General features: G+C 42.0%; 10 protein-coding genes. 5 read left to right on the forward strand and 5 right to left on the reverse strand.

All coding sequences use genetic code 11. From position 1 onward, the window contains the following. Nucleotides 1-2: 2 nt before the first annotated feature. Genes ELZ47_RS08670 through ELZ47_RS08680 form a run of 3 tightly spaced genes read left to right on the forward strand, consistent with a single transcriptional unit; the run spans nt 3 to nt 2060 of the window. On the forward strand, nt 3-1418 hold the full coding sequence (locus ELZ47_RS08670) for a Y-family DNA polymerase (protein WP_126435816.1): 1416 nt from the start codon (nt 3-5) through the stop codon (nt 1416-1418). Next, the gene (locus ELZ47_RS08675; RefSeq protein ID WP_126435817.1) at nt 1415-1783 is read left to right on the forward strand and encodes a hypothetical protein; all 369 of its coding nucleotides are present in this window, start codon (nt 1415-1417) and stop codon (nt 1781-1783) included. The genes ELZ47_RS08670 and ELZ47_RS08675 overlap by 4 nt, the downstream gene beginning before the upstream one ends. Continuing rightward, nucleotides 1767-2060, forward strand: coding sequence for a DUF5960 family protein (locus ELZ47_RS08680; protein ID WP_126435818.1), 294 nt, complete (start codon nt 1767-1769; stop codon nt 2058-2060). Before ELZ47_RS08675 ends, ELZ47_RS08680 begins: the two co-directional genes overlap by 17 nt. Nucleotides 2061-2331: 271 nt before the next feature. On the opposite strand, the gene ELZ47_RS08685 is transcribed toward ELZ47_RS08680, so the two are convergent. Together ELZ47_RS08685 and ELZ47_RS08690 are read right to left on the reverse strand one after the other, a co-directional pair. Then, a complete protein-coding gene (locus ELZ47_RS08685) occupies nt 2332-3810 on the reverse strand; it encodes a flotillin family protein (RefSeq protein WP_126435819.1) in 1479 nt (492 codons plus the stop codon). A 104-nt stretch (nt 3811-3914) separates the two neighbouring features. Next, nucleotides 3915-4445 (reverse strand): YceD family protein, encoded by a 531-nt coding sequence (locus ELZ47_RS08690; protein ID WP_009659842.1) that lies wholly within the window; start codon nt 4443-4445, stop codon nt 3915-3917. A gap of 98 nt (nt 4446-4543) precedes the next feature. Between ELZ47_RS08690 and ELZ47_RS08695 the strand changes: the two genes are divergently transcribed. Together ELZ47_RS08695 and ELZ47_RS08700 are read left to right on the forward strand one after the other, a co-directional pair. Then, a complete protein-coding gene (locus tag ELZ47_RS08695) occupies nt 4544-5413 on the forward strand; it encodes an Rgg/GadR/MutR family transcriptional regulator (protein ID WP_126435820.1) in 870 nt (289 codons plus the stop codon). 346 nt (nt 5414-5759) lie between these two features. Further along, nucleotides 5760-7001 (forward strand): transporter, encoded by a 1242-nt coding sequence (locus ELZ47_RS08700; RefSeq protein WP_126435821.1) that lies wholly within the window; start codon nt 5760-5762, stop codon nt 6999-7001. Nucleotides 7002-7128: 127 nt separating this feature from the next. Here ELZ47_RS08700 and ELZ47_RS08705 read toward each other — a convergent pair whose 3' ends face one another. The 3 genes from ELZ47_RS08705 to ELZ47_RS08715 all read right to left on the reverse strand — a co-directional run bounded on the left by ELZ47_RS08705 (nt 7129) and on the right by ELZ47_RS08715 (nt 14618). Further along, on the reverse strand, nt 7129-11832 hold the full coding sequence (locus ELZ47_RS08705) for a glycoside hydrolase family 70 protein (protein ID WP_126435822.1): 4704 nt from the start codon (nt 11830-11832) through the stop codon (nt 7129-7131). 69 nt (nt 11833-11901) lie between these two features. After that, nucleotides 11902-12783: a helix-turn-helix domain-containing protein gene (locus ELZ47_RS08710; protein ID WP_002898077.1), complete on the reverse strand. Its 882-nt coding sequence runs from the start codon at nt 12781-12783 to the stop codon at nt 11902-11904. A gap of 455 nt (nt 12784-13238) precedes the next feature. After that, entirely contained in the window at nt 13239-14618 is a 1380-nt protein-coding gene (locus tag ELZ47_RS08715; RefSeq protein ID WP_126435823.1) for an ABC transporter permease, read from the reverse strand. Nucleotides 14619-14621: the final 3 nt, after the last annotated feature.

The raw sequence follows: 14621 nt of genomic DNA on the forward strand, positions 1-14621 counted from the left end.
TTATGGTCCTATTTGATTATTCACGCGAGCCCCATTCAGACATTGCTTTTGTGGATATGAAAAGTTTTTACGCCTCTTGTGAATGCATCGCTCTTGGTCTTGACCCTTTAAAAACCTCGCTCTGTGTCATGAGCCGAATTGAAAATTCTGCCGGACTAATCCTAGCTGCCACCCCACTCTTTAAAAAGAATTTCGGCAGCCAAAATGTCAGCCGAAGCTATAATCTTCCTTTTGATGTCCACACCCGTAAGTTCAACTTTGCTGCTGCCCACAAGCAGGGACTACCCATTACAGCAGATTATGTACGCTTTATTGAAGACGCTGCTCAAAAGACCCTATTGGTCCCACCTCGGATGAACTACTATATCCAGAAAAACATGGAAATCCAAAAGATTTTCCAGGATTTTGCGGCTCCCGATGATATTTTCCCCTACTCAATCGATGAGGGCTTCTTAGATTTGACAAGCTCTATCAACTACTTCATTCCCGATCAGACGCTAGACCGCAGGACCAAACTAGATCTGCTGGCTGCCCGCATTCAACAGGCTATATGGAAGAAGACTGGGATTTATGCCTCTATCGGCCTGAGCAACGCCAATCCTCTTCTAGCTAAGCTAGCCTTGGATATTGAAGCAAAACACACAAAAAAGATGCGGGTCAACTGGTCCTATGAGGATGTTCCCAGCAAGGTTTGGACCATTCCGACAATGACAGATTTTTGGGGCATCGGCCACCGAACAGCCACCCGTCTGAAAAAGCTGGGAATCTACTCCATTTATGATTTGGCTCACTTTAACCCCGATATTCTCAAAAAAGAAATGGGGGTCATGGGCCTCCAGCTTTGGTTTCACGCTCATGGCATTGATGAAAGCAATGTTCATAAGCCTTATCAGGTTAAGTCACACGGCCTGGGAAATTCGCAAATTCTCCCCCGAGATTATAGACAGCAGGCAGAGATTGAGCTTGTTTTCCGAGAAATGGCGGAGCAGGTCGCCATCCGACTCAGACGGACCGACAAGAAATGCCAGCGTGTTTCTATCCATGCCCGCTATTCAAAGCAGGAGCGCCTTCCTTCCATTCATACACAGAGAAAAATTGAGCCCACTAATAACAGCGAGCGACTGGCTCAAATCGTGGTTCAGCTTTTTCGTTCTAAATATCAGGGCGGGGCTATCCGACAGATTGGCGTTTTTTACAGTGACTTCGTCGATCAAGGCTATGGTCTGATTTCTCTCTTTGACGATCCCCTGCAAGTTCAAAAAGAAGAGGAACTCCAGCTGACGATTGACCGCATTAGAGATTGCTTCGGCTTTACCTCTTTGCTTAAGGGCTCGGCCTTACTGGACTCCTCTCGTTCCATCGCTCGAAGCAAGCTAACCGGTGGCCATTCTGCTGGAGGGTTGGAGGGCTTATCATGACCGACCGCTCTTATCTCCCCTATCAGTCGGCTCGTGACTTTCAGGATCGGGGCATGTCTAAATGGGCAGGCTTTTTCCTCTCTGAACACAGCACTGCTCTGGCCAAAAAAGAACTAGATATCAGTCGCCTGACCCAGCTTGACAGACAGGAAAAATTCCACTTACTCAGTCAGGCCTACAGCCAGCAAGTTCCCATCCGAATAACATTTCTTAATCAGGGAAAGCTGACCGACGTTACTGCTACCGTCTTCCAGCTGAACTGCAAGCAGGTCCTCCTGCAGGAAGGTGACCATTACAAAGGTCTTGCTATCCATCAGATTCTTTCCATACAAGCTTCAGGAGGCGCATATGACCATTCAGAATGAACATGAGGAACTTCAATTTGACTATTTTTCTCAGAATTACTATCAATTTCAAGAGGATTTTTATCAATTTTCCAATCTTCTCCAGCCTCTGATGGTCATGGAAGATGACATCCTACTCCACATGGCCAGCCGCCAAGCCACTTATTTCAAACTCTCCAAGACCAAAAGCTTGGATAAGAAAGACCATTACTTCCACTTTACTGTCAGCCGCCCAGACCAAGCAAACCGACTCTGCATTTACCACTATCAAGGGCAAACAGAAGATATAAATCAATAAGCTCCCAAACTCAGTCTGGGAGCTTATTATATGGAGTTGGTCATCTACTAGAATTTTCTCAATTATTTATTGCTTTAAGTCAGGCAAATAACACTAAAGATTTGAGACAGCTATATTATATTTGAGGTCAATCTGAACCCGAGAAGCACCATTCTTTTTAGGTTATACACCTAGTTTATTTGTATGACTTAATTTCAGATTAAAAACACCCCAAAAGTTAGATTTTCTGTCTAACTTTTGGGGTGCGGGTCATAGCAATTTACCTTTTCTTTTATTTTTTGTCGGTGTCAAGATTTGCAGCTTCAATGACAGGTTGCTCATCTTGTTTTAGCTTGTTAACCGTCATATTAACACCAAGAGCTCCTGCTAGGAGTTGACGGATATCGAAGCCTGCACCTTGCGATACTTGGTCAATACTCTGCATGATATCACCAACCATCTTAGAAGCATTGCCTTCACCATACATAGTGATTTTGTCCACTTTAGTAAGCGGCTCTGCTACAGCACGGGCAATTTCTGGCAGTTTATCTACAATCATCTCAGTAATCGCAGCTTCCTGCATCTTCTTCATGGCTTCTGCTTTTTTATCCAAACCTTCTGCTTCAGCTTCTAGCTTAAGACGAATAGCTTCGGCTTCAGCACGTCCCTTTGCTTCAATGGCTTCAGCTTCTTGTAGTTGCGCAAATTTCTCAGCCTCGGCTTGGGCCTTGCGAGCTTCGGCTTCTTTTTGTGTTTCAAAGAGTTCCGCCTCGGCTTGACGTTGACGCTCAATCAATTGTGCTTCCGCTGCTTGTTGACGAGAGTATTTCTCCGCTTCAGCCTGTTTGCGGATGTTAGCATCCAGTTCTTGCTCCCGAACCTTAACTTCGCGTTCCTTGACTTCGGCTTCTTTCTCTTGCTTCATGATATTAGCTTCGGCAGCCACACGTTCTTGTTCGCGACGCTGTACTTCAGCCTCAATCCCTTTAGCCGCATCAGCCTTAGCTTGCGCTATATCTGCTTCCTGCTTGAGGGCAGCTTGTTTCAGTTTCAGTTCATTTTGCTTTTGAGCAATTTCTAAGTCAGCAGCTACTCGCTTGTCGTTTGCCAACTTGTCCTGCTCCGCTTCTACTTCCTTGCGCTCACGTTCAGCTTTAGCCTTTGCAATTAGGGCATCTTTTTTGATGGTTTCGACATTTTCAATACCGAGATTATCAATCACACCACCTTCATCAGAGAAAGACTGAACGGTGAAGGCAATGACTTCTAATCCCATCTTAGCCAGATCAGGAGCTACGTTGTCCTGAACTTTTGAGGCAAATTCCTGACGGTCATTGACCATCTTACGCAATTCCATCTGACCAATTACTTCCCGGAGATTTCCTTCCAAGACATCTTGAACAGAGTTGGAAATATCAATTGTATTCCAATTAAGAAAGTTTTCCGCTGCACGAGCAATCATTTCATCGGTCGTTCCGATTTTTAGCTTAACAGCTGCATCAGCACGTACATTGATAAAGTCCAGAGTCGGTACCGCTTCAGATGTGCGAACATCTGTTGAGAACTGTTCAATATCCAAATAAGAGCGCTGCTCTACAAAAGGAATCATAAATCCAGCTTTACCACGAAGGTGACGCTGTTTACGAAGTCCTGTAATTACAACTACTTCGTTAGGGCGTGCGTTAACATAGCCTTTCACTAAAAGTACGACAAGGACAACCAAACCAATAATTACTGGAATCAACCAGGTTGGAAAGAAAAATGTATCCATTAAATCTCCTTCTATAAGACAATTTTCATTGTCTATTTTCTTTTTATACTTAGTATAACAAATTATTTCAAATTCTCAAATTATTTTCAAGATTTTTACAAGAATTATTCATCAAAAAGCCCTTGCAAACCGGCGAAAGGATTGTTCTTCTCTTTTTGAGCTTCTTGAGCAGCGGCGAATTCCTCTTCCGTCATAACCTGCCAGTCCTGACCAGACAGAAAACCTTGACCAGCTTCTTCCTCAGCTGTTAGGATTTTCAGTGGAATATTCAGCAAGATATTATCAGCTACACTCTCGGCTACATTAATCTCGCCATTTTCAATCGGCAGCACCAAGTCCTGATCAATCATATCCTGCGATGCGGCCTGTCCTTCTTCCATGAAAATTTCGTTGACTAGATAAGACTCCTTGAGCTCCACCGGCTCCATGCTGCGACTGGACGTCAAGGTAATGGTATAAGACAGGTCATAATCTAGAAAATAAAGGCCGTCTTCATATTGAACCTTTCCACTGGCTACAATATCCTGAACATCTAAAATCTCAGGATTGCGCTCTTTTAACTCCTCTGCCAAGTCCAGCTTTTTCTCAAAGGCTAGTCCATCTGGATTCTTCCGAATTTCTTGAATATGCAACATAAGTTCCTCTTTGTTTTTTTCTTTTATTATATCATGTTTGGGCGCTCCGCTGTTATTGAAAATTATTTTGTTATAATAAATTGCAAGGAGGGAAGACAATGGAACATCTAGGACAGGTTTTTAGATTTTTTCGAGAGGCTAGGCACATCTCTTTATCCGAGGCCACTGGTGGAGAATTTTCAAAATCTATGCTCTCTCGCTTTGAAAATGGGCAGAGCGAACTTTCGGCACAGAAACTTTTTAGCGCGCTCAGCGCTATCCACACGGAAACGGAAGAATTTACCCTTGCAGCCGGCATCCAGAGCCATCATTCTCACAAGGAACTCTTAAGCCAAATCCACGACCTGCTGCAAGCCAATCAGCTTAAGCTCTTAGAAGAACTTTATCTGGAAAAAGAAAAAATTACTCAAAAAAGCAAGCGCGCTAGCGATTGGGTTGAGCGCCTAATTGTAAAGGCCTATCTCTGTGCCCTCAAAGAGTCTGAAAAGGCCCGACCAGGCGAGCTTGATTTCCTGCATGATTACCTCTTTTCAGTTGATATTTGGGGGCGCTACGAGCTCAATCTCTTCTCTGTCTGCACTCCGGTTTTATCTCTAGATTTGTTTTCTCAATACACCAAGGAAATCCTCTCAAGAAAGGATTTCGCAGCCTTGTTTGCCAACAATCGCAACACCCTGCACACTACTTTTCTTAATGGCTATCTTCTGGCCATCAGTCAGGAAAATATCACCCAGGCAGACTATTTCCAACAAGTCATTGAGCGACACTTTTACGAAGAAAATGAGACTTACTTCCGAATTGTCTATCTCTTTGCTCAGGGAGAGTTAGCTTGTTTGAAAGGGCAAAAAGAAGAGGGACTCACTCAAATGAAGCAATCTGTCGACATTTTCCGAATCTTGAACTGTCAGCATAGCGCTGACTATTATCAAGAAGCTCTTGATACTGCTTTTCAAAAATATAGCAAATAATGCAAATCTCCACTTTTAAACTCAGCGATGTTGAGTTGGGAAGTGGTTTTTTTGATGCAAAATACACTCCAACTTACTCATTTTAACAATTATACTCAAAAAACGTTGAACATATGCAACATTTCCTGTGGCTTAGATTTTCTATTTTATACTAAAAACAGAAAGAGCTAGCGCAAGTCACTTTCAGAATTTTACCACTTGCTTATGAGACCTGACCAGTTGCCGAAAAGCCCTTGTTTTTGGCTTTAAACGGTCTATAATGGTCATCAGAAAGAGAAAAAAGCTAGATTACAGATGCACCCAATCAGCTTTTATACAATCTTGCAGTTTAGAAAAGGAGTCTACGATGAAATTATTCTTTAAAAATGGGGTCTATGCCTCACTCAGCCTTTCCAGAATCTTCAACACCTTGGGAGCTTCTATTTTCAATATTGTTTTTGTGGTATTTGCTTCCAGCATGCCCAATCCCAAGTTTGCTATTGCTGTGGCTAATTTTATCGTCCTGGTTCCGACATTCTTTACTATCTTTGCCGGCATCAAAGCTGACAAGACTATCCATAAAACTCGTTGGCTGATTCATTTTGGTTATCTTCAAGCCCTGCTCTTTGTCCTTGTTGCCTCCATGACTCGCTCCAGCTCTTATCTAGCCTTTTCAGCCGTCTGCTTGATGAATATTCTTTCAGATATTATCAGCGATTACCGTAGCGGCCTGCAAATGCCGATTTTAAAAAAGAATGTTCCAGAGAAAGACCTTATGGAAGCCTTCTCTTTTACCCAGCTTATCAGCTTTCTTTGTAGCCTGGCCGGACAAGCTTTGGGAGTTTGGCTCTTAACCGTCAGCCAGCAAGACTTTTTCCTAGTGGCGTTGGTTAACGCCCTGACCTTTCTCCTATCCTCCACCATCCTCTACCTAGTCCGCCGCCGATTGACCCATGACCCCGTCGTAATTTCTGAGAAAAAAGCTCCTCTGAAAGAAGAATTGAAGAAAATGTACACATCGTCCAAACTCATCTTCGAACAGGAAGGTTCTAACAATTTTCTCAAACTGCTGGCTCAAATCCTAGTCGTCAACGCTATGGCAGGTTCTCTTATAGCTCTTTATAACCTCTACTTGCTGGACAATCCCATCTTCCAGCTATCCTTTAGCCAGTCGCTCTTGGTTCTTCAGACGGCTCTTGTCCTAGCCATGGTCATCGCCAGCCTGACTCCCAACGATTACTTTAGCCGTCTCTCTCTAAATCAACTAACCCTCTGGGCTGCTCTTACCATGATTCTGCTTGCCGTCAGCAATTTCTTGCATCTGCCTGTTTTCGTCGGCATTGCTTTTGGTTTTTTACTAGCTTATATCTCTGGCAAGATCAATCCCAAAATCAACACCCTCTTACTGAGCAAATTGCCTTCTGATGTTCTCGCTCAGACTTCCAGCTTTCTGAGTCTGCTCTTTTCTTTCTCTGTTCCCTTTGGTACTATGGTCTTCAGCAGCCTGGCCCTCTGGAATATGAACGCTAGCTGGCTAATCTTCAGCATTATCGGTGTGATTGCTCTGCTCCTATCTATTGAAAAAAAGAAAGATATTAAAGAAATTTGATAGATTTAATTTTGTTTTTATGTTTGTTCTCCCAGAAGACAGCAAAAAACGATAACTTCAAAATAAGAAGTTATCGTTTTTGTCTATTAGAAAGCTAAAGATTAAGTTTCAGCTATTTTTATTGCTATTAGTTCCAGCCGAAGCGTCTGCCTCTACCATTGCGGTCAAAGTACATCCAACTTCCATCTTCTAGCTGAATCCATTTATTGCGCGCCATTTCTCCTGAATTGGCATCAAAGTAACGATTAGCATCATTGACATAGACAATCTTACCTTTGACTTGCTTGCCATTTTGGTCGAAGTAAAGGGTTTGTTGACCAATCTGCTGCAAACCGGTCACTGCTTTACCAGCCTGATCGAAGTAGTACCATTCGTTCTTAGCACCTTCAACAAACTTGTTGGATGCCATTTCTCCTGAGTTGGCATCGAAGTAACGGATAGATTTATCAGCCAGAGTTACTAGCTGTCCTTTGACTTGCTTACCATTTTGGTCGAAGTAAAGGGTTTGTTGACCAATCTTCTGAAGACCTGTCACTGCTTTACCAGCCTGATCGAAGTAATACCATTCGTTCTTGGCACCTTCAACAAACTTATTAGCTGCCATTTCTCCTGAGTTGGCATCGAAGTAACTAATAGATTTATCAGCCAGAGTTACTACTTTACCTTTGACTTGCTTACCATCTTGGTCGAAGTAAAGGGTTTGTTGACCAATCTTCTGAAGACCTGTCACTGCTTTACCAGCCTGATCAAAGTAATACCATTCGTTCTTGGCACCTTCTGCAAACTTGCCGACTGCCATTTCTCCGGAATTAGCATCGAAGTAACGGATACTCTTGTCTGCAAGTGTCACGATTTTACCTTTGACTTGCTTGCCATCTTGGTCGAAGTAAAGTGTTTGCTGGCCAAGTTTTTGAAGACCTGTTACAGCAACTCCATCTGCTCCGAAATAGTACCAGTCACTTGGATTATCTCCTTGGGCAAAGCGATTAGTAGCAGCGTTACCTGAATCCTTGTCAAAGTAACGAAGTTTACCATCCTTGGCACGCGCAATCTTGCCCTTGACTTGGTAGCCGTTTTGGTCGAAGAATTGCTGATTGCCACCCAGAGTTACCAAACCTCTAGCCATGACACCCTTGGCATCAAAGTAACGCCAGTTTTGGCCATCAGTAGTGTAGTAACGGTTGAGAACTTGGGCACCAGTCTTATCGTAGTAATACTGGTTGCCGTTTTCATCTTCACGGAGAGAGTCTCGCAGCTGAATACCATTCTTGAGGAAATAAACTTGCTTGCCGTCAATTTCTTGTGCGCCTGTTACCAGATAGCCGCGGTTGTTGAAGTAATACCAATTTCCATTTTCATCTTGGATAAAGGCATTCTTAGCCTCATATCCACTAGTTGAATAGTACTTAGTACCATTAGCATCACTAACAAATCCAGTGGAAGCTTTCTTATTGACCAGTTGCTTAGGCAGTACCATCTCACCATTCTTGTTGTTGAGATATTCGTTGCTAGCCCAATCTTTAAGAACATAGTAAGCACCACGACCTAAGATATTGGTACCGTTGAAGTATTTAGCTGACCACTTGGTAATCTTCTCATCAGTCGTCATCTTTTGACCGTTGGAAATCTGTACTCGTTCAAAGATTTCTGGGTATTTAGCTTTGAGTTCATCCAAGAAGGCTCCACCATACTTGCCTTGATAGTCTGTACCATTCGTTCTAGTATTGGCAACGTAAAGTTTTTCCTTGATTTCTGCACCTTCACGGTAGGTTCCGTAGTTGTTTACACGAGTTGCTGTTACTACTTCTTTGCCTGGCAGATTGTAGATTTGGTCTGGCACCCAGTCCGCAATGGCTTGGATATTGACACTATGAAGAGCACGGAGAGCATTGAGCAGGTCATTTAAAGAACCATATTTATTATTTTTACTCATTGCCATATCATAGCGGTCTTCAAAGGCATAACCATTCTGGATGATAGAATCTAGGAAAGTCCCGTCCTGGCTAGATACATACTGCGGCGGCAGCTCAAATGAAGTCACTCCCCATTCCTTGAAGAGGTTGACATTTTTAGCAATGACTTTATTGGTATATTGGTCATCTCGAGTTGCAAAGTCTTGGAAGTTAGAGAAACCTTCATAAATCAGCTGAGAATCAAGAGCTGCGCTAGACTCGTAAACCTGACCGCTGCCATTTTTCTTCTTGCTGGCTGCTACACGAGCATCCTGATCTGCCTTAGCACCAACTGGTACCCAAACAGCCAGATAACCAGAAACTTGGACATTGCTGTAGCCTGCGATATCATTCATATCAAAGGTCAAAACACCATTGGCATCTGTCTTCTTCCAGAGGGATTGCGGCACTTCTTCATCAGTTAGATAGCGGGAAATACCATCTTTGGTCGTCAAGAGCACAGGACGGTAGTATTGATTCTTATGGGCTGCTCCCATATTGACTTGCAGTTTATCCCACTCGTTCAGCTTGAGATTCGGGTTGTTAGAAGCAATAACTGCCATCCCTTGGGTGCGGGTCTCTTCTGTTCCTTCATCCGTTGCTTCGTTGGCACCAGTACCATAACGAACAGAAGTCAAAATTCCATTGTAAGACCATTTATCAGCCTCACGAGGTACACCCATATAGGTGACTTTCATGTCCTGTCCACCAGCTACATACTTAATCCGAGCACGCAAAAGTGCATCGATAGCGTCGTGGTAAGGAGATTTTTTCTCCATGTATTGGCCGTCATCTGTGTAGAGATCGCCATAGTAGACCCGAGTGATAGAGTCTTTGTTGGAGAGCATGAGAGCATGAGCAGTTGGGATATTGAACTGCGTATACTTCTTGTCCGCCTTACGCATATCTTCGTTGTAAATCTTGAAGGCTTGCTTGAGCTCATCCATGGTAAAGGTCAAACCATCAGTATTTGGATTGATATTTTCCCGTATGATGTCTGCAATAACGGTTTGTACTTCACTGTCATGTGCCCGAACAAAGATATAGTTGGCCATCCGTTCGCCATTTTTCTTTTCAGCAGAGCGGTCATTCAGACTATTCGTAATCGTTGGCTCTACTCCGCTACGGACAGAAAGCTTCCGCATGAACGAATAAAGCAAGGACAGACGAAGTTTGTTATCAATCGGCAATTGAGCACCCTTGGTGTCCTTGTTGTAGTCAGGGTCATTGTCAGACCAAGCTTCCAAGATAGACAGGTGCTTGATAGCCTGCTCTTCACTTTCTCCAACCTTGTAGCGAGACTTGAAGTAGTCAGAGGCAATCTGAAGCAAGTCTGCATTAACATTATCTACCGCATCGACACGGACTCCGTCAAAGTTAGCAGTCGAATCATTGGCTACTATGCTACCAAAGTTCATCATAAAGTGCAGCCAGTTGAGTTGCTCAGCCTGAACAGCTGGATTAGAGTTGTCAAAGTCGTTAGCTAGCAGGAACTCATAACCACCGGTTGACTTGTCAATGAAGTACTTAGGTGTACCAGTTTGGTTGGTTGGTGTGCGGTTCAGGATGCGGTACTTAGAATTAGCATGAGAGGTCTTCTCATTATTGGTATAAAGCAGAGCTCCACCTTGCAAGTGGTCCTTATTAGTACCGGTTGTTTCAGACTCTGTCTTAATGTTCCAGTTTGGCTGAGTTTTGACAAATGCGCCCATCAGTGTTCTCAGCCATTTAGTATCGCCTTCTTTACCGATTCTTTCTTCAATTTTGCGCTGAACCTGCTGAGAAGCACCTGTCAGGATAGCTTGTTCCACTTTGTTTTCAAAAGCTCCTGCTCCCAAACCTTGCTGGTTCATATAGTTGAGATAGCTAATCTGCGTTTGCTTATCAGGCCACCAAGCCATTAAAAGGGGACGTAGGTCTGTTTCTGTTGATGCTGTCCATGTTTTTCCATCCTTGAGGATAGCTTTTGGACGGTACCAGCTATCTGCTGTCAAATAGCCATCTACTGTTTCGATGTCCTTATCCGTTGTACCATGGAAGGCATTCATTCTGGTAAATTCATTGTTGAGGCTGCTAGTACCTTGCTGGAATTGATACTCAGCTGAATCAACCAAAGCTCCGGTCTCTGCATCGAAATAAAGAACTTTTCCATTGAGCTCAACAGCGAAATTCTTTTTAACTGTACCGTCGTCCTGAACATAATATTTCTTGCCATCAATCGTCTTAATGTGAGATAAGACATCATCATCATGCTCAGTATTAACAGGTGCCGCTTGGGCTTGAGCAGCAAGCATTCTTTCAGCTATCGCTCCCTGTCTTTGAGCCGGTTCTGGCAAACGGTCTTTCTTTGCAACCTTTGGATTTGCAACAATCTTGTCTGTAACAGTCTTCTTTGCTTGTTTGTCAGCAGTTGCTGGACTTGCTTGTCTATCTTGAGCAATTGCTGCAGTTTTAGCAGTTTCTGATGTTGCATTAGCTGCTTTTGCTTCTTCAGCAACGGCCGCTTTTTCTGTAGTTGCTGCTTCTGCTACTGCCGGCTTAGCTGGCTCTTGAGTAGCAGCTGCTTCCGTATTTGCTGCAGTTTCAACAGTTTTTTCACTGGCTACAGCAGCATCAGTCACCTTGTCTGCAGAAGTTGCTTTTTCTGCTTCCAACTGAGAAGCTGAGTTAGCTTGTACTTGAACTGGCTGCCCTGAGCCACTATCCTGAGCTGCAGTTGGTTCTTGAACTGCCACCTGCTTAACATCATCAGCGTGGACAAGACCTGCTTCGAGACCAAGTACTTTTGGTGCTACGATAAGTGCTAAGGTAGTCACACCGATGGCTACCCAGTTCTTCTTAACTTTATGCATCTTATAATGAATTTTTTTCTCCATCATAAAGCCTCCTTCTGAATTTGGTATAAAGTTATACTCTTATTCTAGTATATTTTTAGAAATGAGTCTATTTTATTTGCACATCTGCAACTGGGAAAGGCAAATCCTTTCAAACTGAGCTTTGAGCTTCTGGGCAACACCGAAAGAATCTAAAAATTCCAAGAAAGATAAGCACTCCTCAATATCGCTCAGAGCATAGCTATTCCCAACCTTGTAGGAATAAAGAGCCCTATGATACTTAATCAGCATCCGATCATAAAGATCTGTCTCAGGGATTTTAGAATGGTCAAGATAATTGAGGAATCTCATAGCAACCAGCAAATGATTACTCTCTATGCAGACGCTGATAACATTAAGCAGCATCTTGATAATACGCCGGCGATTCTCCGGTAGATTATTATAAAACTGGGTGCGGTTAATCATCTCACTAGCAAAGGTCTCCAGTGTTTCCAAGGTCAATAGATCCACACTATTAGTAAAGAGCCAGAGCTCATAACGCCCCCACTCCTCAACGGAAAAGAGATAATCGGTCAGAAATTCTACATCTTTCTTGCTAATCTGAAAATCTGGACTGCAGGAAGACAATACTGCTCTAACAACAATTGTATTAAGCCTATAATTCTTCTTCTCAGGGAACTTTTTAGCCAAAGCTTCTGAGCTAGCTAATATACTTTGGAGCTTGACGACATTGTTTTCCTGATAAGCATCAGCTACTTTTTTTGAGAAAAGCGCATCATCTGCCTCAATGTAGTTATGGTAAACATACTGAAATTCGTCTAGAGAAACAGCCATATTCTTTAAGCAGCAATAGAAAGAATCAAGCGTAATACCACTGACTCCCCGCTCAAAACGAGACAGCTGAGCCACTGAAATATCTCCGGCTGCCGCCTCTTTAAGAGACATATTTTTTGATTCTCTAATGACTTTGAAAATTTTTCCAAATGTTTTCAACATATTGAGCCCTCGGTTTCATATATGCAATAAAATTTTTTACTAAATTTAATATACTAGTAATATATTTCGAATATGTTACAAAAAAATTACTTTATATTTCCAAATAATACAAATAGATTAATTTGAAAGACAGGAATACTCAATATAGTGATTTTTTCTGAAAGTTTTATAGTTTTCAAGAAAATATTGATTTTATAAGATTCTCAGAAGGGTTCAACCTGACAACTTGAAAACACTGAATTTTCTAAAGGTAGCTTCCTTACTTATACAAAAATAAACTTGGATAATCTAAGGTTTATAGATGACTGAAATAAAACTGTAACAAAATCTAAACGAATATTTTTTAGACATGAATGAAAGGAAGAAAAATAAATCTGCCTAATGAACTAAAATAGATTTGACTAAAAAAAGAGGGAATAGAATCATAAAATCCCCCTCTTCTATTCCTTTCTGTATCAATCAGGCCAATCAACCATGTGGTCATACCCTTCGTCTATGGAATAGCCTATACTACCACGATAAGAGTATTCTAGCAATGATACTGACCCTTCAGTCAAGTCTTGGTCACTGTCGTTCTTGTTTAACTGGACTAACTTTCCGTCCTTAATTTTAGCAAAAAACTGCTTTTTGCTAGTAACATTATCCTTGTCTGTCTCCTCTATCTCAAAGACATAGTTTCCTGTCTGAAAGAGGGAATAGTCCATATCATGTAAGAATTTTTCTCCTGAATCTGAAGCAAAGAGTCTTTGCTTCAGATTCAGCTCAATTCTAATACTGATCCAAACATCTTCTTTTTCTAGCAATTTCTCATCAGTAAGATCAAAGATAGAATTTAACTTGAAATCTTTTTCCTCAAAGCTCTTGGGTTTTGAGCGCTTAGGATTAGTTATGTACTCTACAGAAACCTCTGTATTCCCATAATGAGGAATGATATTAACACTCTCATCTATATTATCTAGACTTTTTTCTACATTTTCTTTCGTTTTGATTAGATTTTCTTGACTGTTTTCCTTTTGGAGAATAACTCGCAGGATGGGAGAAGGTGTTGTTTTCGGATCAATAAACGCAGCTTCTTCAATGCCTCCTGCCTTATTGACTCGAACTTCTTCATAAAAAGAATGCTTACCAATAGTTACTTTAAATTTCCCAATTGGGTATATATCATTAAAGTCTGGATTATTCGAATCTTCTTCCCCGTATCCACTTGGTACAGTCTCTACCTTAGCATCCATACCCCGCTTTTTGTACTCCTGCTCCAAGCTGCTGAGAACTCGGCTGGTTCGTGTTAGTTGAGGAATGATAGGCTGAAAAAAAGCTACAATCATGAGCAAAGTTAGCATGCCATTAACCACATGCCCTGCCCAGAGCAGTGCCTTCTTTCTTTGTCCTTTGAGTCCATACCGAGCGTAAAGATAGCTGAGGAAAGACAAAATCGAGCATAGTGGCACAACCCCTATCAACCAGCGATAAGGTTCTATGGTTCGCGTATCTTTCAAAGCAGAGATGAATGGAAATAGCTGAAGCAACAGAGTCAGAATTAAACTGATTGGAGTCAGATGAAGCGAGTCCTTGCTTGTCTTTATACTCTGAATCAGCGAACGAAGGCTCAAAATCAGATAAATAAACAGATAGATTAGAACAACACACTTAAAAATCATACTAAATATCATAAAATGCATTAATATGCTTGTCTTGCCTGAACTCAGAAATTCTATAGTAGATAGCATTAGAACTATAACTGCATAGCCACCCAAAGGAGCTATTATTATAGACAGAATCCAATTAACAATATAAAAAATTGCAAATAAATCTTTAGAGGTTTTTAGTTTTTTCATTAC

It is taken from the genome of Streptococcus sanguinis, assembly GCF_900635155.1.
In the GTDB taxonomy this organism is placed as follows: Bacteria; Bacillota; Bacilli; order Lactobacillales; family Streptococcaceae; genus Streptococcus; species Streptococcus sanguinis_G.

What these genes read in the sequence shown, in the direction of transcription:
- ELZ47_RS08675 (WP_126435817.1), top strand. Translation starts at nt 1,415, where the DNA reads ATGACCGACCGCTCTTATCTCCCCTATCAGTCGGCTCGTGACTTTCAG.
- ELZ47_RS08705 (WP_126435822.1), bottom strand. Translation starts at nt 11,832, where the DNA reads ATGATGGAGAAAAAAATTCATTATAAGATGCATAAAGTTAAGAAGAAC.
- ELZ47_RS08710 (WP_002898077.1), bottom strand. Translation starts at nt 12,783, where the DNA reads ATGTTGAAAACATTTGGAAAAATTTTCAAAGTCATTAGAGAATCAAAA.
- ELZ47_RS08685 (WP_126435819.1), bottom strand. Translation starts at nt 3,810, where the DNA reads ATGGATACATTTTTCTTTCCAACCTGGTTGATTCCAGTAATTATTGGT.
- ELZ47_RS08715 (WP_126435823.1), bottom strand. Translation starts at nt 14,618, where the DNA reads ATGAAAAAACTAAAAACCTCTAAAGATTTATTTGCAATTTTTTATATT.
- ELZ47_RS08700 (WP_126435821.1), top strand. Translation starts at nt 5,760, where the DNA reads ATGAAATTATTCTTTAAAAATGGGGTCTATGCCTCACTCAGCCTTTCC.
- ELZ47_RS08680 (WP_126435818.1), top strand. Translation starts at nt 1,767, where the DNA reads ATGACCATTCAGAATGAACATGAGGAACTTCAATTTGACTATTTTTCT.
- ELZ47_RS08695 (WP_126435820.1), top strand. Translation starts at nt 4,544, where the DNA reads ATGGAACATCTAGGACAGGTTTTTAGATTTTTTCGAGAGGCTAGGCAC.
- ELZ47_RS08690 (WP_009659842.1), bottom strand. Translation starts at nt 4,445, where the DNA reads ATGTTGCATATTCAAGAAATTCGGAAGAATCCAGATGGACTAGCCTTT.
- ELZ47_RS08670 (WP_126435816.1), top strand. Translation starts at nt 3, where the DNA reads ATGGTCCTATTTGATTATTCACGCGAGCCCCATTCAGACATTGCTTTT.